Origin of the sequence: Pseudomonas sp. EZ-C24, assembly GCF_014525325.1 — a bacterium.
GTDB classification, from domain to species: Bacteria; Pseudomonadota; Gammaproteobacteria; order Pseudomonadales; family Pseudomonadaceae; genus Aquipseudomonas; species Aquipseudomonas shirazensis.
Map to the genome: position 1 here is coordinate 1 of NZ_JACDIU010000026.1, position 18,317 is coordinate 18,317.

20 protein-coding genes are annotated in these 18,317 nt (G+C 63.2%); 4 read left to right on the top strand and 16 right to left on the bottom strand.

Going from position 1 to position 18,317, the window contains the following annotated elements; genetic code table 11:
* Positions 1–112 precede the first annotated feature (112 nt).
* Complete coding sequence (gene arfA, locus IDM28_RS19725) at positions 113–277, top strand: alternative ribosome rescue factor ArfA (RefSeq protein ID WP_103435107.1); 165 nt, start codon at positions 113–115, stop codon at positions 275–277.
* A gap of 61 nt (positions 278–338) precedes the next feature.
* Positions 339–1,652 (top strand): lytic murein transglycosylase, encoded by a 1,314-nt coding sequence (locus IDM28_RS19730; RefSeq protein ID WP_101322258.1) that lies wholly within the window; start codon positions 339–341, stop codon positions 1,650–1,652.
* Between the two features lie 138 nt (positions 1,653–1,790).
* On the opposite strand, the gene IDM28_RS19735 is transcribed toward IDM28_RS19730, so the two are convergent.
* The 13 genes from IDM28_RS19735 to IDM28_RS19795 all read right to left on the bottom strand — a co-directional run bounded on the left by IDM28_RS19735 (position 1,791) and on the right by IDM28_RS19795 (position 14,229).
* Entirely contained in the window at positions 1,791–2,729 is a 939-nt protein-coding gene (locus tag IDM28_RS19735; protein WP_188036728.1) for an LD-carboxypeptidase, read from the bottom strand.
* A gap of 143 nt (positions 2,730–2,872) precedes the next feature.
* On the bottom strand, positions 2,873–3,889 hold the full coding sequence (gene lipA, locus IDM28_RS19740) for a lipoyl synthase (protein WP_101322260.1): 1,017 nt from the start codon (positions 3,887–3,889) through the stop codon (positions 2,873–2,875).
* 2 nt (positions 3,890–3,891) lie between these two features.
* The gene (lipB, locus tag IDM28_RS19745; RefSeq protein WP_101322261.1) at positions 3,892–4,539 is read right to left on the bottom strand and encodes a lipoyl(octanoyl) transferase LipB; all 648 of its coding nucleotides are present in this window, start codon (positions 4,537–4,539) and stop codon (positions 3,892–3,894) included.
* Positions 4,539–4,814 (bottom strand): DUF493 domain-containing protein, encoded by a 276-nt coding sequence (locus IDM28_RS19750; RefSeq protein WP_101322262.1) that lies wholly within the window; start codon positions 4,812–4,814, stop codon positions 4,539–4,541. The genes lipB and IDM28_RS19750 overlap by 1 nt, the downstream gene beginning before the upstream one ends.
* A gap of 74 nt (positions 4,815–4,888) precedes the next feature.
* The gene (locus tag IDM28_RS19755) at positions 4,889–6,049 is read right to left on the bottom strand and encodes a D-alanyl-D-alanine carboxypeptidase family protein (RefSeq protein WP_101322263.1); all 1,161 of its coding nucleotides are present in this window, start codon (positions 6,047–6,049) and stop codon (positions 4,889–4,891) included.
* Positions 6,050–6,266: 217 nt separating this feature from the next.
* Complete coding sequence (locus IDM28_RS19760) at positions 6,267–7,274, bottom strand: septal ring lytic transglycosylase RlpA family protein (protein ID WP_150573289.1); 1,008 nt, start codon at positions 7,272–7,274, stop codon at positions 6,267–6,269.
* Entirely contained in the window at positions 7,274–8,284 is a 1,011-nt protein-coding gene (gene mltB / locus IDM28_RS19765; protein ID WP_101323117.1) for a lytic murein transglycosylase B, read from the bottom strand. Before mltB ends, IDM28_RS19760 begins: the two co-directional genes overlap by 1 nt.
* Positions 8,285–8,301: 17 nt before the next feature.
* Positions 8,302–9,405 carry a rod shape-determining protein RodA gene (gene rodA / locus IDM28_RS19770; protein WP_178080848.1) on the bottom strand — a complete coding sequence of 368 codons (1,104 nt, stop codon included), beginning with the start codon at positions 9,403–9,405 and terminating at the stop codon, positions 8,302–8,304.
* A 38-nt stretch (positions 9,406–9,443) separates the two neighbouring features.
* Positions 9,444–11,333: a penicillin-binding protein 2 gene (gene mrdA / locus IDM28_RS19775; protein WP_150570975.1), complete on the bottom strand. Its 1,890-nt coding sequence runs from the start codon at positions 11,331–11,333 to the stop codon at positions 9,444–9,446.
* Between the two features lie 17 nt (positions 11,334–11,350).
* The gene (rlmH, locus tag IDM28_RS19780) at positions 11,351–11,818 is read right to left on the bottom strand and encodes a 23S rRNA (pseudouridine(1915)-N(3))-methyltransferase RlmH (protein WP_101322267.1); all 468 of its coding nucleotides are present in this window, start codon (positions 11,816–11,818) and stop codon (positions 11,351–11,353) included.
* A 9-nt stretch (positions 11,819–11,827) separates the two neighbouring features.
* Positions 11,828–12,250: a ribosome silencing factor gene (rsfS, locus tag IDM28_RS19785; protein WP_101322268.1), complete on the bottom strand. Its 423-nt coding sequence runs from the start codon at positions 12,248–12,250 to the stop codon at positions 11,828–11,830.
* Between the two features lie 46 nt (positions 12,251–12,296).
* Positions 12,297–12,989, bottom strand: coding sequence for a nicotinate-nucleotide adenylyltransferase (nadD, locus tag IDM28_RS19790; protein WP_101322269.1), 693 nt, complete (start codon positions 12,987–12,989; stop codon positions 12,297–12,299).
* Entirely contained in the window at positions 12,958–14,229 is a 1,272-nt protein-coding gene (locus IDM28_RS19795) for a glutamate-5-semialdehyde dehydrogenase (RefSeq protein WP_101322270.1), read from the bottom strand. The genes nadD and IDM28_RS19795 overlap by 32 nt, the downstream gene beginning before the upstream one ends.
* A gap of 274 nt (positions 14,230–14,503) precedes the next feature.
* On the opposite strand from IDM28_RS19795, the gene IDM28_RS19800 reads away from it, so the two are divergent.
* Positions 14,504–15,196: a DNA-3-methyladenine glycosylase gene (locus IDM28_RS19800; protein ID WP_101322271.1), complete on the top strand. Its 693-nt coding sequence runs from the start codon at positions 14,504–14,506 to the stop codon at positions 15,194–15,196.
* A 2-nt stretch (positions 15,197–15,198) separates the two neighbouring features.
* The gene (locus IDM28_RS19805) at positions 15,199–16,515 is read left to right on the top strand and encodes a bifunctional DedA family/phosphatase PAP2 family protein (RefSeq protein WP_150570977.1); all 1,317 of its coding nucleotides are present in this window, start codon (positions 15,199–15,201) and stop codon (positions 16,513–16,515) included.
* Between the two features lie 32 nt (positions 16,516–16,547).
* Here the strand turns inward: IDM28_RS19805 and IDM28_RS19810 are convergent, their stop codons facing one another.
* From IDM28_RS19810 to IDM28_RS19820, 3 genes are read right to left on the bottom strand one after another with little or no spacing between them, the layout of a single operon-like run.
* Positions 16,548–17,135 carry an LON peptidase substrate-binding domain-containing protein gene (locus IDM28_RS19810; protein WP_101322273.1) on the bottom strand — a complete coding sequence of 196 codons (588 nt, stop codon included), beginning with the start codon at positions 17,133–17,135 and terminating at the stop codon, positions 16,548–16,550.
* A 9-nt stretch (positions 17,136–17,144) separates the two neighbouring features.
* Positions 17,145–17,861 carry an LrgB family protein gene (locus IDM28_RS19815; RefSeq protein WP_101322274.1) on the bottom strand — a complete coding sequence of 239 codons (717 nt, stop codon included), beginning with the start codon at positions 17,859–17,861 and terminating at the stop codon, positions 17,145–17,147.
* Positions 17,858–18,220, bottom strand: coding sequence for a CidA/LrgA family protein (locus IDM28_RS19820; protein ID WP_101322275.1), 363 nt, complete (start codon positions 18,218–18,220; stop codon positions 17,858–17,860). Before IDM28_RS19820 ends, IDM28_RS19815 begins: the two co-directional genes overlap by 4 nt.
* Positions 18,221–18,317 lie beyond the last annotated feature (97 nt).

Sequence of the window (18,317 nt, forward strand, 5' to 3'; positions counted from 1 at the left end):
GGGCCGCAGAGCGGCCCCAACAATCTCGACCATATACACAATCAATTGGCCCCACCCCGCGCCAAGCCCTAAAGTCCGCCCCGCACACCCACCCAAGCCGGGGAACCCCGCCATGAGCAAAAAGCCGCAAAAGCACCGCCCCAACAAAGCCAAGTCGATCATTGCCCAGCCGCTGTTTCGCAGCCGCCAGGAGCAACCAGACAAGGGCAAAGGCAGCTACCGCCGCGAAGCCTTCCAATCGAGAGATTGGGAGGCTTCTTACTTTTTGGCCGCATGAAAGCATCCAGCGCGCAGGCATGATATGGTCGCTACCTGACCTGTAATTCCTGGATCTGTGCATGTCCCTCAGTCTGTTCCCACGCTGGCAACCACGCCAGCTGATCGCGGCCTCCAGCCTTATCCTGCTGGTCGCCTGTGCGGAAAAACCTACCGCCGCCGACGCCGTGCCACTGGCCCCTGCCCAGCCCGCACCGGTGGTTACCCTGCCCACCAGCAACGCCGACATCAACGCTGAAATCCAGCCAGTGCAGAGCTTTGCCCAGTGGCAGGCCGGTTTCCGTCAACAAGCGTTGCAGGCCGGCATTGATGCCGGGCTGTTCGACCGCGTGTTTGCCGGTGTCACGCCGGACATGGACGTGATCAAGGCCGATCGCAGCCAGCCCGAGTTCAGCCGTCCGGTGTGGGAATACCTCGACGGCGCGCTGTCGCCGCTGCGGGTGCGCAACGGCAAGAAGCTGCTGGAACAGAACGCCGAGCTGCTCACGCGCCTGGAACAACGCTATGGCGTGGACCGCCAGGTGCTGGTGTCGGTGTGGGGCATGGAGAGCAACTTCGGCCAGTTCCAGGGCAGCAAATCGGTAATCCGCTCGCTGGCGACCTTGGCCTATGAGGGCCGCCGCCCACAGTTTGCCCAGGACCAGCTGATCGCGGCGTTGCAGATCCTGCAGAACGGCGACATTCAGCCTGAGGCCATGCGTGGCTCGTGGGCCGGGGCGATGGGCCAGACCCAGTTCATCCCGACCACCTACAACACCCATGCCGTCGACTTCGACGGCGACGGCCGCCGCGACATCTGGAACAGCACAGCCGATGCCCTCGCATCGACCGCGCATTACCTGCAAAGCTCGGGCTGGAAGCGTGGCCAACCGTGGGGCTTCGAAGTCCAGGTGCCGGCCGATTTCGACTTCTGGATCGCCGATGGCGCCCAGCGCAAGACCGTCAGTGAATGGCTGCAACTGGGCGTCAAGCTGCCCAATGGCACCCAGCTGCCAGCGGGCAGCAATCAACTCTCGGCGGCGCTGCTGCTGCCGGCCGGCGCACGTGGCCCGGCGTTCCTGGTGCTGGACAACTTCCGCGCCATTCTCAAGTACAACAACTCGTCGTCCTACGCGCTGGCGGTAAGCCTGCTGGGCGATCGTTTCTCCGGTTGGGGCTTCATTGCCGGCAGCTGGCCCAAGGATGACTTGCCATTGAGCCGCAGCGAGCGCATCGAGCTGCAGAACCTGCTCAATGCGCGCGGCTATGACGCGGGCAATGCCGACGGCATCATCGGCGCCAATACCCGCAAGGCCATCCGTACCGCTCAGCAGGCGCAGAACATGCCCGCTGACGGCTACCCGACGCACAAGCTGCTCGAGAGTTTGCGTCAGTAGTGAGATTGCCGGGGGCTGCTTCGCAGCCCTTTCGCGACACAAGGCCGCTCCTACAGGGACCGCGTAAAATTGACGTGCGCGGCCAACTGTAGGAGCGGCCTTGTGTCGCGATAGGGGCGCAAAGCGCCCCCGGCAATCTCAAGCCCTGAACAAATCCTGCTGCAGCACCAGTGTCTGCATGTCGCTGTCGAGCCGCACCTGAGCGCCCAGCGGCAGGCACAGGTTCGGATCGCAATGGCCACTGCGCCAACCGGCCAGTACCGGCACCCCCAGCGGCGCAAAAATGTCCTGCAACAGCGGCGTCATGGCGGCTACGGTAATCCCGGCAAAGTCACCCACCAACACCCCGCGCACGCCCTGCAGCTTGCCTGCCAGGCGCAGTTGCGTGAGCAGCCGGTCAACCCGGTACAACGGCTCGTTGACGTCTTCGATAAACAGGATGGCGCCGTCGGTGTCGATCTCCCCAAGCGTACTCAGCGTCGCGCCGAGCATCGACAGATTGCCGCCCAGCAGGCGCCCGCTGGCAACGCCTGGCAGCGCTGTGGTCAAGGGATAAGCATGGGGATGGACGAGTGCATCGCCCTGCCCCACTTCACCGCGCAATTGCCGCAGCAGCGAGCTGACTGTCGGTTCAAGCTTGCCGCCCAGCAGGTCGGCGTTGAGCATGCCACCGTGAAAACTGACCAACCCGCAGTAGCGGTTGATCGCGGTGTGTAGCGCGGTGATGTCGCTGTAGCCAATCAAGGGTTTGGGGTTGCGGGCAATCAGCTCGAAATCGATCTGGTCGAGCAGGCGCATGCTGCCGTAGCCGCCGCGCATGCACAGAATGGCGTCCACCTGCGGATCGGCGAATGCAGCATGCAGGTCATCCAGCCTTTGCTGGTCAGTACCGGCCAGATAACCCTGGCTGCTGCTCACGCTGGGATATAGCCGGCACCGATGGCCACGCTCGTTGAACCACTGCTGGGCCTTGTCGGCATCCAGCCGCGCCGGCCCTGCGGGGGCAATCACCGCAAAACAGGCATTCGCTGCCAGCTTTCGCGGCAATAGTGAACCTAGGTGTTCAGCACAGTCCATCCAGCAACTCCTTGAAAGCATTTGCAGATCAATGGGCAGCAACAATGGGCCAGCCCGAGATCGTTGCCCACAGGGTACAGATCCCCAACAAAAATGCCGATGGCACCTCCCGGCGCGCATCGGCATTGGCCCAGCGGATCAGCTTACAGCTTGATCTTGGCTTCGTGCGCCTGCTGGTCAGCGTGGTACGAGGAACGCACCAGCGGCCCGGAGGCGACGTTCTTGAAGCCCATCTTGTGGCCTTCTTCAGCGAACCAGGCAAAGGTGTCCGGGTGCACGAAACGCTGCACCGGCAAGTGGCTGCGCGATGGCTGCAGGTACTGGCCGAGGGTCAGCATGTCGATGTCATGCTCGCGCATGCGCTGCATCACTTCGATCACTTCTTCGTCGGTTTCGCCCAGGCCGAGCATCAGGCCAGACTTGGTGGGTACGTGCGGCACCAGTTGCTTGAACTTCTGCAGCAGGTCCAGCGACCAGTCGTAGTCCGAACCCGGACGCGCGGCCTTGTACAGGCGCGGTACCGTTTCCAGGTTGTGGTTGAACACATCTGGCGGCTCTTGAGCGGTGATCGCCAGGGCCACGTCCATGCGCCCGCGGTAGTCCGGCACCAGGGTCTCGAGCTGCACGCCCGGGGACAGCTTGCGGATCTCGCGAATGCAGTCGGCGAAGTGCTGGGCACCGCCGTCACGCAGGTCGTCGCGGTCTACCGAGGTGATCACCACGTACTTCAGACGCAGGTCGGCGATGGCCACGGCAAGGTTCATCGGCTCGTCGGCATCCAGTGCTTTCGGCCGGCCATGGCCGACGTCGCAGAACGGGCAACGACGGGTGCAGATGTCACCCATGATCATGAAGGTGGCGGTACCACCCGAGAAGCACTCACCCAGGTTCGGGCACGAGGCTTCTTCGCAGACGCTGTGCAGCTTGTGCTTGCGCAGCAGTTGCTTGATACGGTCGACTTCCGGCGAAACCGGGATGCGCACGCGGATCCAGTCAGGCTTCTTCGGCAGCTCGTCGGTAGGGATGATCTTTACCGGGATGCGCGCGACCTTGTCGGCGCCACGCAGCTTGACCCCGGCTTCGACCTTCTTCGGCGCCGGGCGCGGGGTCACGTCATGGGTGGTGATCAGGTTCGGCACGGCTTCTTGCACAGTTGTCATATTCAGTCGATTCCGCCCGTAAGGGTCGTCTGCTCAGCATAGTCGAGGTGCTTGACCAGCTGTCCACGCAGCCTTGTCCTGACCTCGGTGAGTTCGATCGGACCTGCCAGATCACGCAGCTGGGTCATCGCCAGCCCCGCATAGCCGCAGGGATTGATTCGGCGGAATGGCGCAAGGTCCATGTCCACGTTCAGAGCAAGGCCGTGAAAGGTACGGCCGTTGCGGATTCGCAAGCCGAGCGAGGCGATCTTGGCCCCGTCAACATAGACTCCGGGCGCATCGGCCTTGGCCGCCGCCACAACGTCATAACTGGCCAGCAGATCGATCAGGCTGTTTTCGATCCGGGTAACCAGTTCACGCACGCCAAAACCAAGCCGGCGCACATCAAGCAACAGGTAAGCCACCAACTGCCCGGGGCCATGGTAGGTCACCTGGCCACCGCGGTCGCTCTGCACCACCGGGATATCACCCGGCACCAGCAGGTGCTCGGCCTTGCCGGCCTGGCCCTGGGTGAACACCGGCGGGTGCTCGACCAGCCAGACTTCGTCCAGGCTGTCGGTACCACGCTGCTCGGTAAAACGCCGCATGGCCTCCAGCACCGGTTCATAGGGCTGCAGGCCAAGCTCGCGGATACCGAGGCTGGCCGGCATCAGAGCACCATTTTCACAATGCCGGTAGCACGCAGGGCGCTGTTGATGTCATGCAACTGGTCTTCGCTGGTCGCCACGATGTGCAATTGCACGGTGGTGTACTTGCCTTCCTTGCTCTGGCGCTCGGCCAGGGTCGACATGTCGACCTCAGCGTGTTTCTTCAAAATCTCGATGACCGTGTTCTTGAAATTGACCACGGTATCGCCGATCACCTTGATTGGGTAATCAGCGCAGGGGAATTCGATCTTGTGCGACTTGACGTCAGCTTCGCTCATGCGGAAACGGCCTCGTAAGCCGTGGCAACAACAACGCTCCCGCCGGATTGGCGGGAGCGTGGCAGGTCACGTTATCAGTTGAACAACCCGTAGAAGAATAGACGAATGCTATCCCACATACGGCGCAAGATACCACCTTCCTCAACGCCGTCGAGGGCGATCAGGTCGGCGCTGTGAACCACTTTCTCGTCAAGTTTGACTTCGACTTTACCGATCACGTCACCTTTGGCGATGGGCGCGGTCAGCTGTGGGTTCATGGTCATCGAGGCGGCCAGGCGCTTCAATTGGCCTTTAGGCATGGTCATGGTCAGGTCGTTGGCCAGACCGGCCTTGACCTGATTGGTCGCGCCTTTCCATACCGGCGCCTGAGTCAGCTCGGTGCCCTTCTGGTAGAAGGTCTGGGTTTCGAAGAAGCGGAAGCCATAGGTCAGCAGCTTTTGCGTTTCGGCGGCACGCGATTGCTCGCTGTTGGTACCGAACACCACGGCGATCAGGCGCTGGCCATCACGTACGGCGGAGGCGACCATGCAGTAGCCGGCTTCGTCGGTGTGGCCGGTTTTCAGGCCATCGACGGTCTTGTCACGCCACAGCAGCAGGTTGCGGTTGGGCTGCTTGATGTTGTTCCAGAAGAACTCTTTCTGCGAGTAGATCGCATAGTGAGCCGGGTCTTCGTTGATGATCGCGCGAGCCAGCAGGGCCATGTCGTGGGCCGACGAGTAATGCTCGGGGTGCGGCAGACCGGTCGGGTTCATGAAGTGGCTGTTGCTCATGCCCAGATCGGCAGCAGTCTTGTTCATCATGTCGGCGAAGGCATCTTCGCTGCCGGCGATGTGTTCGGACAGAGCGACCGAGGCATCGTTGCCCGACTGGATGATGATGCCGTGCAGCAGGTCGCTGACGGTAACCTGGCTGCCTACCTTGATGAACATCCGCGAACCGCCGGTACGCCAGGCGTTTTCACTGACGGTAACCGGGTCGTTCTCGCCGATCTGGCCACGACGAATGTCGAGGGTGGCGATGTAGGCGGTCATCAGCTTGGTCAGGCTGGCTGGCGGCAGGCGCTCGTCACCGTTGTTTTCGACCAGCACGTTGCCGCTGGACGCGTCCATGAGTACGTAGGACTTGGCTGCCAGCTGTGGTGGGGCTGGCATCATCTGCTCTGCTGCAAAGGCAGCAGGGGTGATCATCAGCAGGACAGGCAGGCAAAGTCGTTTGGCAAGGTTGGTGATGTTCATCCGTCTCTCGAAAATCGCTAATGGTCTGATGTTCCGTGGGCTCGAAGCCCAACGCCCAGTCAGTCTAGTTATGTGAGCTGCGTGGCAGCCCAGGAGCCTGGCGCGGGGCCTGGCGGGGCAAAAACGGCCATTGTACATGGCCGCGCCGGGCAATTCATGACAAAACGGACAGCCCGGCGCCCACTTCAGGCCGCAGCGGGCGCCGTGAGTTCCGCGTTCAGTCGGTGACCAGCTTGGCCTGGCCGAGATTGGCCAGGCGCACGCTGTCTTGAGTCTGCTGCACTTCACCCTGGCTGCTCATCGGCCCCAGGCGCACGCGGTGCAGGGTCTGCTGGTTACGCACGATCGAGCTGATGAACACCGGCGCGCTGACCATGGTGCTCAGTTTCGAGCGCAGCAGCTCGGCAGCATCCGGGTTGGCGAAGGCGCCGACCTGGAGGAACATGCCGCCGGTGTTGCTCGGCACGCTGTTGCTGGCGATCTGCACCGGCACCACGGCAGCGGCATGCTGCTGCGCTGGCGGTGTCCACTGCTCGACCTTGCCGGTGCTGGCGGGCAGCGGCTGCGTCTGCGCGACCTGCGGCTCTTTCAGCACCAACGGCGCCTGCTGGCCGCGCTGGGCCCACCACTGCTGCGGGTCGATGCCTTCAACGCGCACCCGCGCGGTGCCGGTTTCGGCGTAACCGAGCTTCTTGGCGGCGGCGTACGACAGGTCGATGATCCGGTCCGAATAGAACGGGCCGCGGTCGTTGACCCGCAGGATCACGCTGCGCTGGTTGTCGAGGTTGGTCACCTTGACGTAGGCCGGCAACGGCAGGGTCTTGTGCGCCGCGCTCATGCCGTACAGGTCATAGACCTCGCCGTTGGCGGTGTTCTGACCGTGGAACTTGGTGCCGTACCACGATGCAGTACCCTCGGCGCGGTAGTTGCGCGACTCCTGGATCGGGTAATAAGTCTTGCCCAGCACCGTGTACGGGTTGGCCTTGTAGTTGCCGGTGTGCACGGTCGGGGTGGCGTCGGGGATCTTGTTGACGTCGACATCCCACCATGGCGCGCCGTCTTTATGCGCGCGGTTGATGTCCAGGCCCGGCTGCGAGCGGATGACGTTGCCACCCGCACCGCTGCTCTTGGGTGCAGGCCGGCTCGATGAGCAACTGACCAGGACCGCACTGATGGCGATGCAGGTCAGCAGTTTGAAGGAATGAGTAGTAAACAATCCGCGCATTACTTGACGCCCCGTGCAATGACCAGCTGTTGCGAAAGCTGATGCACGGCCATGGCGTACATCACACTGCGGTTGTAACGCGTGATCGCATAAAAGTTCTTCTGGCCCATCCAGTATTCAGGGCCGTTGTCGCCTTCCAGTTTGAAGGCGGTGACCGGCAGATCATCGCGCAGCGCATCATTGCTCGACCAGCCCAATGCGCGCAATTCGGCGACGGTCTTGACCGGCTCGATGCCGCTGGTCAGGCCTTCGTCGGCACGCTCGCCGCGCACCTGGGCGCGGCTGACCACGCCTTCCCCGGCAACCCAGCCGTGGCGCTTGAAGTAGCTGGCGACACTGCCGATGGCGTCATCCGGGTTGTTCCAGATATTGATATGGCCGTCACCGTCGAAGTCCACTGCGTAGGCGCGAAAGCTGCTCGGCATGAATTGCGGCAGGCCCATGGCGCCGGCGTACGAGCCTTTCAGGGTCAGCGGGTCGAGCTGTTCTTCACGGGCCAGCAGCAGGTACTCGCGCAGCTCCTTGCGGAAGAATTCAGCCCGCGGCGGGTAGTCGAAACCCAGCGTCGACAGGGCATCGATCACCCGGTAGTTGCCGGTGTTGCGACCAAAGAAGGTTTCCACGCCAATGATCGCCACGATCACCTGGGCCGGCACACCGTATTCCTGCTCGGCACGCGCCAGGGTTGCCTCGTGCTGGCGCCAGAAGTCGACACCACGAGCGATGCGCGCATCGGTGAGGAACATCGGCCGGTATTCTTTCCACGGCTTGACCCGCTCCGCCGGACGCGAGATCGCGTCAAGAATCGACTGCTTGCGCTGCACCTCGCGGAACACGCCCATCAGCTGCTCGCCGGCAAAGCCGTGGTCGCGGGTCATTTCGCCGACAAACTCGGCCACCTGCGGCGAGCCGTCGTAGTCGCCGGCACTGGCCTGCTGGACTGCGCCGAGCAGGCCCATTGCGCCGATCCACGGCGCCCAACGGGCCGCCCAGCTACGCACTGCTTGCATGAAATTGTTCACCTTATTCAAACTTGCGCGATCCATTTGCGGTGGGTGTGGATCGACATCAGAACGCCAAACGCTGACAGCAGCGTCACCAACGAAGTTCCGCCATAGCTAATGAAGGGCAGCGGCACCCCCACCACCGGGAGCAAGCCACTGACCATACCAATATTGACGAACACATAAACAAAGAAGGTCATCGTCAGGCTGCCCGCGAGCAGCTTGCCGAACAGGGTCTGCGCCTGTGCGGTGATGACCAGGCCGCGGCCGATCAGCAGCAGATAAACGATCAGCAGCATGCAGATGCCGACCAGGCCGAATTCCTCGCCGAGCACGGCGATGATGAAGTCGGTGTGGCTCTCCGGCAAAAAGTCCAGGTGCGACTGCGTACCGAGCAACCAGCCCTTGCCGAATACTCCGCCGGAGCCGATCGCGGCCTTGGACTGGATGATGTTCCAGCCAGTGCCGAGCGGGTCGCTCTCAGGATCGAGGAAGGTCAGCACGCGCTGCTTCTGGTAGTCGTGCATGACAAAGAACCACATCGCCACCGCCACCGGCACTGCCGCGGCGATCACACTGATGATCCAGCGCCAGCGCAGGCCACCCATGAACAGCACGAACGCGCCGGAAGCCAGGATCAGCAGCGCAGTACCCAGGTCCGGCTGGCGCACGATAAGAATGAACGGCACGCCGATCAGCACCAGGCTGATCGCCACATGCTTGAGATCAGGCGGCAAGGTGCGCTTGGACAGGTACCAGGCCAGGGTTGCCGGCATGATGATCTTCATGAATTCCGAAGGCTGGAAGCGGATCACTCCGGGGATGTTGATCCAGCGCGTGGCGCCCATGGCGTTGTGACCCATGACGTCGACCACCACCAGCAGCAACACCCCGGTCAGGTACGCCAGCGGCACCCAGCGGGCCATGAAGCGTGGCTCGAGCTGGGCAATGATGAACATCGAGACCAGGCCGATGCCGAACGAGGTCGCCTGCTTGCTCAGCAGGTCCCAGTTCTTGCCGCTGGCCGAATACAGCACGAACAGGCTGCCGGCGGCGAGGGTCAGCAGAATGATCAGCAGCGGGCCGTCGATGTGGATGCGCTGAAGAAAGCTCGCGCGCCGACGCATGACGTCTTCGCTGGAGAGCATGCGATCAAAATTGTTAATCACTGGGCCTTTTCCTGAGCGACGGTGGCGGGAGCGAACTCGGTTTTCAACTGGCCGTTGGCGTCGAGCAGCCAGGCGTCCATGATCTGGCGCATCACCGGCGCCGCCACGCGGCCACCAGCCTCGCCGTTCTCGATCATCACCGAGACGACGATCTTCGGATCGTCAGCCGGGGCGAAACCGACGAACAGGGCGTGGTCACGGTGACGCTCCTGGACTTTGTTGCGGTCATACTTCTCGCCCTGCTTGATCGCGACCACCTGAGCAGTACCGCTCTTGCCGGCGATGCGGTACTGCGCGCCGGTAGCAGCCGCGCGGGCGGTGCCGCGGGCGTTGTGCATCACCTGCTCCATGCCGTGGGTGACCTTGGCCCAATCGGACGGGTCACGCAGGACGATGTCCTCGATCGGGTTTTCGTCGACCGGCGGCTGGCCCTCGATGGTCTTGGCCAGGTGCGGGCGGAACCACTTGCCCTTGCTGGCGATCAGTGCGGTAGCCTGGGCCATCTGCAACGGCGTGGTCTGCATGTAGCCCTGGCCGATGCCGAGGATCAGCGTTTCGCCCGGGAACCACGCCTGGCGGCGGGTGGCGCGCTTCCACTCACGGGTCGGCATCAACCCGGAGGATTCCTCGAACATGTCCAGCGACACGCGCTGGCCGAGGCCGAACTTGTTCATGTAGGTCGACAGGCGATCGATGCCCATCTTGTGCGCAAGATCGTAGAAGTAGGTGTCGTTGGAACGCATGATCGCCAGGTCAAGATCAACCCAGCCGTCACCGCTGCGGTTCCAGTTACGGTATTTGTGGTCGTAGTTGGGCAACTGGTAATAGCCCGGGTCGAACACCCGGCTGCCGGCTGTCACTACACCGCTGTCGAGGCCGGCGATGGCCACTGCGGGCTTGATCGTCGAACCGGGTGGATACAGCCCGCGCAGGACCCGGTTGAACAGCGGCCGGTCGATCGAATCGCGCAGGTCAGCATAGGCCTGAAAACCAATGCCGGTGACGAACAGGTTGGGGTCGAAGCTTGGCTGGCTGACCATCGCCAGTACTTCACCCGAGCGTGGATCAAGCGCCACGATAGCGCCACGCCGACCACCCAGAGCCAGCTCGGCGGCTTCCTGCAGTTTGATGTCCAGGCCCAGCACGATGTCCTTGCCGGGGATCGGGTCGGTGCGCTTGAGCACGCGCAGCACGCGGCCGCGGGCGTTGGTCTCGACCTCCTCGTAACCGACCTGACCGTGCAGGGCATCTTCATAGAAGCGCTCGACGCCGGTCTTGCCGATATGGTGGGTGCCGCTGTAGTTGACCGGATCAAGGGTCTTCAGCTCTTTCTCGTTGATCCGCCCGACATAGCCGACCGAGTGGGCAAAGTGCGCACCTTGCGGGTAATGCCTGACCAACTGCGCAGCCACTTCCACGCCCGGCAACCGGAACTGGTTGACGGCGATCCGGGCGATCTGGTCTTCGCTGAGCTCGAACAGGATCGGCACGGGCTCGAACGGCCGCCGACCCTGCTTCATGCGCTTCTCGAAGAGGGCACGGTCGTCCGCTGTGAGCCCCAGCACCTCGACGATGGCGTCCAGCACCTCTGGCCATTTGCCGGCGCGTTCGCGGGTCATGGTCAGGCTGAAGCTGGGCCGGTTGTCGGCGATGATCACCCCGTTGCGGTCGAAGATCAGCCCGCGGGTCGGCGGGATCGGCTGCACATGCACCCGGTTGTTCTCCGACAGCGTCGAGTGATAGTCGTACTGGATGATCTGCAGGTAGTACAGCCGAGCAATCAGCACGCACACCAACAACATGATCGCCACAGCGCCGACCACGACGCGGTTGCGCACCAGACGGGCGTCTTTCTCGTGGTCTTTGAGGCGGATCGGCTGCGACATCGGGCGGGCTTACAGGCTCATTTGTGGTAGGGATGCCCGGACAACACGGTCCAGGCGCGGTAGATCTGTTCGCCGATCAGTATCCTTACCAACGGGTGCGGCAAGGTCAGCGGCGACAGCGACCAGCGCTGTTCGCTGCGCGCACACACCTCAGGCGCCAGGCCTTCCGGCCCACCCACCATCAAATTCACCGTCCGCGCATCCAGGCGCCAGCGATCCAGCTCGACCGCCAACTGCTCGGTGCTCCACGGCTTGCCGTGGACTTCGAGGGTGACGATGCGTTCGCCGGGCTGAACCTTGGCCAGCATGGCCTCCCCCTCCTGACGAATCAGGCGAGCCACGTCGGCGTTCTTGCCCCGGGTGTTCAGCGGGATTTCCACCAGCTCGAGCGGCAACTCAGCAGGGAGGCGCTTGGCATATTCATGCCAGCCTTCCTCGACCCACTTGGGCATGCGCGAGCCGACCGCGATCAATCGCAGACGCACGGCGCTTCCTTATTGCTTGTTGAGCTTGTCGAAGTACTCGTTGGCGCCGTTCTCGGAGCTGTGGTGCTTGCCATCGGCAGCACGGCTCTGCTCGGCACCCATCCACAGGCGCTCGAGGTCGTAGAACTGACGCGCAGCGGCGGTCATCATGTGCACGATGACGTCGTTCAGGTCGAGCAGCACCCAATCGCTTTCGCCTTTGCCTTCTTCGCCCAGCGGCATGACGCCCTTGGCTTTGACCAGCTCGCGAACCTTGTCCAGCATCGCGTTGATCTGGCGATTGGAGGTACCGGTAGCGATGATCATGTAGTCGGTCAGGCTGTGCTTGTCACGCACGTCGATCACCTGGATATCCAGGGCCTTGACCTCTCCCAGCGCTTCCTTGGCCACTTCGACCAGTTCTTCGGCAGTGATGTCGTTTTGCTTCTTCATAGTTACTCGTTCAACTCGTTTTGAATGAGGCGCCCCAACGGCGCCCTCAGTTGGACCCACGATATAGATCGTGCGCCTCTATGTAGGCCAGTACTGCATCCGGCACCAGAAACCGTACCGACTTGCCGCTGGCCAGCAGCTGTCGGATTTGCGTGGCCGACACCGCAAGCGGGGTCTGCCAGACGAACGAAATGTGACCCGCCGGGCCGGACATGGCAGTGGGATCGCTTTGCGAGCGCGCAGCCAGCAGGTTGCGCAGCTCGTCTGGTGGTTCGACATCCGCATCCGGGCGTTGCAGCACCAGGATGTGGCAATGTTGGAGCAATTCTTCCCAGCGGTGCCAGCCCGGCAGTCCGCAGAACGCGTCCCAGCCCAGGACCAGAAACAACTGGTCATCGCCGCCCAGCTCGGCCCGGATCGATTCCAGGCTGTCGATGGTATACGACGGTTTGTCACGGCCCAGCTCGCGCGCATCGACGCTCAGGCAGTCGACCCCGCTGACCGCGCTCTGCACCATCGCCAGGCGCGCCTGAGCGTCTACCTGTGGCGTGTCGCGGTGCGGCGGGCGGGCGTTGGGCAGCAGGCGCAGCTCGTCCAGGCCCATCAGCTCGGTCACTTCCAGCGCACTGCGCAGGTGGCCGATATGAACCGGGTCGAAGGTACCGCCGAAAATGCCGACGCGCCGCACTGCAGGGGCCTGATTCAACTCAGCTCGGCTCCTGGCCGCGCAGCTGGCCATCGCCAATCACTACGTATTTTTCGCAGGTCAGGCCTTCGAGGCCGACCGGACCGCGCGCATGCAGCTTGTCGGTGGAAATACCGATCTCGGCACCCAGGCCATACTCGAAGCCGTCGGCAAAGCAGGTCGGGGTGTTGAGCATGACCGACGCCGAGTCGACCTCGGCGATGAAGCGCCGGGCCTGACCCTGGTGTTCGGTAATGATCGAGTCGGTGTGGTGCGAGCCGTAGTGATTGATGTGCTCGATGGCCTGCTCGAGGCCGTCGACCACGCGAATCGACAGGATCGCGTCGAGGTATTCGGTGTGCCAGTCGTCTTCGCTGGCAGGTGCTGCCTGGATGATCGCCCGGGCGCGCTCGCAGCCGCGCAGCTCGACGCCGTGTTCCTGGAAGCGCCGGGCCATTTCCGGCAGGAAGTCTGCAGCAATGGCCTGGTCGACCAGCAAGGTCTCCATGGCGCCGCAGATACCGTAGCGGTAAGTCTTGGCGTTGAAAGCAACGCGCCAGCCCTTGTCGAGGTCGGCGTGCGCGTCGATGTACACATGGCAGATGCCATCGAGGTGCTTGATCACCGGTACGCGGGCATCGCGGCTGATCCGCTCGATCAGGCCACGGCCGCCACGCGGGACGATCACGTCGACGAACTCGGGCATGCTGATCAGTGCACCGACCGCTTCACGGTCGGTAGTTTCCACAACCTGCACCACTGCCGCTGGCAAACCTGCGGCAGCCAGGCCGCGCTGGATGCAGGTGGCAATCGCGCGATTGGAATGAATCGCCTCGGAGCCGCCACGCAGAATGGTCGCGTTACCCGACTTCAGGCACAGGCTGGCAGCATCGATGGTCACGTTCGGCCGCGACTCGTAGATGATCCCGATCACGCCCAGCGGCACGCGCATCTTGCCGACCTGAATGCCCGACGGGCGGTAGCTCATGTCACGCACGGCGCCGACTGGGTCGGGCAGGCTGGCCACCTGGCGCAGGCCGGTGATCATGCCGTCGATACGCGCAGGAGTCAGCGCCAAACGATCGAGCAGCGCCGCTTCCAGACCATTGCTGCGGCCATTGGCGAGGTCCTGCTCATTGGCGGCAGTGAGCTCGGCGCGGGCGGCGTCCAGCGCATCGGCAGCAGCCTGCAAGGCACGGTTCTTCTGTGCGGTGCTGGCGCGGGCGATCACGCGCGAGGCCTGGCGGGCAGCGCGACCCAGGCGGGTCATGTAGTCAAGAACGGACTCAGTCATGGGCTCGGTGTCTTGGCGAAAGGGGAAATCGGCTGATTATAACTGGCGGGCACCAGTACGCCCAGCGGCGGGTGGCGGATGGTAGAAGATGACGCGGTTAATAGACAGGAAAGATGTAACCTGGCTTGACTAAAATGCTCCGGGCGAGGTCTGAAAGCCCCGTGAGTACTGGGCGCCAGCGGTTTGCACCGGCAGGCAGCCATCTGCAGCAGCGTTCAGCCTCGATTAAGCGATTAATTGCTATGATCGCGCCATTCAATCACGAACAGCCAGCATGCCAGACCCAGCCCCCTGCCCGGCCCGCGCCCTGCCAGACAGCTTTTTCGACCGTGATGCCCAGACCCTGGCCAAGGCGCTGCTGGGCAAAGTCATTCGCCACCGTCAGGGCGACCTGTGGCTGGCTGCGCGGATCATCGAAACCGAAGCCTATTACCTGACCGACAAGGGCAGCCACGCCTCGCTGGGCTATACCGAAAAGCGCAAGGCGCTGTTTCTCGACGGCGGGCACATCTATATGTACTACGCCCGCGGCGGCGATTCGCTGAACTTCAGTGCCCACGGCCCGGGCAATGCGGTGCTGATCAAGTCAGCCTACCCGTTCACCGACGCGCTCTCGGACGCCAACAGCCTGGCCCGGATGCAACTGAACAACCCCGATGCCAGCGGCCAGTTGCGCCCACCCGAGCGCCTTTGCGCCGGGCAGACCCTGCTCTGCCGCGCGCTGGGCCTGAAGGTGCCGCACTGGGACGGCCAACGCTTCGATCCGCAGGCGCTGTATGTCGAGGATTGTGCGCTGGCAGTGCCGCAGATCATCCAGTGCGCTCGCCTGGGCATTCCCCATGGCCGCGACGAGCACCTGCCGTACCGCTTCGTCGATGCTCAATTCGCCCGTTTCTGCACACGGAACCCGCTGCGTCGGGGCCAAGTCGAAGGCCGGGACTACTCAACTCTCGTACAAGGAAGCTGACCATGGGCCAATGGCTCGACAGCCTGACCGGCTGGCTCAGCGCCAATCCACAATGGCTTGGCGTGGCAATCTTCGTGGTGGCCTGTGTCGAATGCCTGGCGATTGCCGGGATCATCGTGCCGGGCACGGTATTGCTGTTTGCCGTTGCGGTGCTGGCCGGCAGTGGCGCATTCACCCTGGGCGAAACACTGCTGCTGGGCTTTGCCGGCGGCTTGCTCGGGGATGCGATGTCCTATGCCATCGGCAAGTATTTCCACCAGAACATCCGGCGCTTGCCGCTGATCCGCCATCACCCGGAGTGGATCGGCCGCGCCGAGACCTACTTCCAGCGCTATGGCATCGCCAGCCTGCTGGTGGGGCGCTTTATCGGGCCGTTGCGGCCGATGCTGCCGATGGTCGCCGGCATGTTCGACATGCCGTTGCCGCGCTTCATTGCGGTGAGCCTGGTGGCCGGCGCCGGCTGGTCGGTGGCTTATCTGCTGCCTGGCTGGGCGACCGGCGCGGCGATGCGCCTGCCGCTGCCGGAAGGTTTCTGGCTGGATGCAGGGATCATCGCCGGCACCTTGGCCGTGTTGATCGGCCTGAGCCTGAGCAGCAGCATTCGCGACCAGCGCCACGGGACCCGGCTGATCGCCGGAATGAGTTTTCTGGCGTTGGCCGGGGTGTTTCTCGGCTGGCCGTTCCTGCATGAGTTCGATCAGGGCGTGATGACTCTGGTGCAGGAGCACCGCAGCCAGGCGTTCGACGGCATCGTGGTGATCGTCACCCGCCTGGGCGACTTCCGCACTCAACTGTTCCTCGGCGGCTTGCTGACCGGCCTGCTGTTGCTGGCCCGGCAATGGCGCCATGCGGTCTTCGCCGGCAGCGCCCTGATGGGCACCGCGATTGCCAATGGCACGCTGAAATGGCTGTTTGCCCGAGCCCGACCAGAAGTGCTCAGCGACCCGCTGACCACTTACAGCATGCCCAGCGGGCACAGTTCGGCCTCGTTTGCGTTCTTCCTGGTGATGGCGGTACTGGCCGGCCGCGGGCAACCGCCGCGGATGCGCCTGACCTGGATCATGCTCGGCTGCATCCCGGCGCTGTCCATCGCCCTGTCGCGGGTCTACCTGGGCGCGCACTGGCCGACCGATATCCTTGCCGGGGCCCTGCTGGCCTGCTGTATCTGCGCCCTCAGCCTGACCCTGGTGCAGTGGCGCCAGCCTTTGACGGCGCTACCGCTGCGGGTGTGGTGGCTGATCCTCCCGGCGTGCGTGGCATTGCTGGCGTTTTTTGCCCTGTACGCCCTGCCCCACGCACTACTGCGCTATCAGTACTGAGTGTGAAGGAGCGCCTGGCCAGGCGCTCCTGATCAGGCAAACAGCTCGCCTTGCATGCGCTCGAGCAGCGATTGAATCGCGGCCAGGCGCTGCTGCGGCGAGTCCATCGCCAGCAGCTCGAGCTTGTCTTCTTCGATAAACGGCAGCAGGTAGGCCAACTGGTTGGCCAACGCCTGGCGCCCCTCGGCGCGCGGCATATCCAGCGCCGCGACCATTGGATGCTCACCCAGGGCCAGCAGCAGCGCCACCAGGTCATCATCTTCCTCGCTCAAGGCGCTGTCGGCGCTGTCGGCCAGCCAGTTCACCTCGGCCAGCAGCAGTTGGTCTTTCTGCACGTTGGTCTGGCCGACCTCGAAGCGGCGCACGCCCTCGACGCGAATGCCCAGCAGGCCGTTGTCCTGCTGTTCGAAGTCGCGGATCAGCGCTTCGCAGCCAATCGGCGCAACGCCCATTGGCGCCTTGCCGACCTGCTCGCCCTCGAGGATGCACACCACGCCAAAGCCAGCGCCCTGCTTCATGCAGCGGCCGATCATGTCCAGGTAACGCGCCTCGAAGATCTGCAGATCGAGCATGCACCCGGGAAACAGCACGGTGTTGAGCGGAAACAGCGGTAGCGTCATGTTCAATCCTCAAGCCACCAGGCTAACCGCCAACGGCAGGAATACCGCCGTGGCCACCCCCATCAAACTCATCGCCAGCGCCGCAAAGGCGCCGCATTCGTCACTTTCCTGCAGGGCCACCGAGGTGCCTACCGCATGTGCGGTAATCCCCAGCGACATTCCCCGCGCCTCGGCGCTGTGCACACCACAACGGCTGAGCAGCGCCGGGCCGAAAATCGCCCCGATCACCCCGGTGATCAACACGAACACCGCCGCCAGCGCGGCCACGCCGCCGATCTGCTCGGCCACCAGCATGGCAATCGGCGAGGTCACCGACTTGGGCGCCATGGTCATCAGGATCATGTGCTCGGCACCGAACCACCAACCCAGCAGCACACAGGCACCAGTGGCGAACACCCCTCCGATTACCAGCGTAGTAAAGGTGGGCCAGAACAACTGGCGAATCCGCCGCAGGTTCAGATACAGCGGCACCGCCAGCGCGACCGTGGCCGGGCCAAGCAGGATATTCATGATCTCGGTGCTCTTGCGGTACTCGCTGTAATCGATGCCGCACAGCAGCAGGATAGTAATCACCACCACCATCGAGACCAGCACCGGCTGCAAAAAGATCCAACGGGTCTTCTCGAAGGCCGCCAGCACCAACTGGTAAGCACCCAGGGTGATGCCGATGCCAAACAGCGGATGGTGCACTACGGCATCCAGTGCGCCTTGCCAATCGAGGATCATGGGTGCTCCTCCGGCTTGCTCTGGCGCTGGATCAGCTTCTGCATCAAGACGCCGACGAATACCAGGGTCAGCAGGCAAGACAGCACCAACGCACCGACGATGGCCCAGAAGTCAGCAGCAATGTCTTTGGCATAGACCATCACCCCAACGGCAGGCGGCACCAGCAGCAACGGCAGGTAACGCAACAGGCTGGAGGCCGCTTCGTTCAACGGTTTGCCGACTTCGCCGCGGGCGATGAGAAATACCAGCAGCAGCAACAGGCCGATGATCGGCCCAGGCAGAATCGGCACCAGCAGGTGATTGAGTGCCGTACCCAGCAACTGAAACAACACCAGCCAGGTCAATCCACGCAACAGCATAAGCTTCTCCTTGGGGCATGGCGGCCATTATAAACACGCGTGGCCGGGCGCGTGGCCAGCACATGGTTGCTTGACCGCGCGCTGCCAACATGATGAT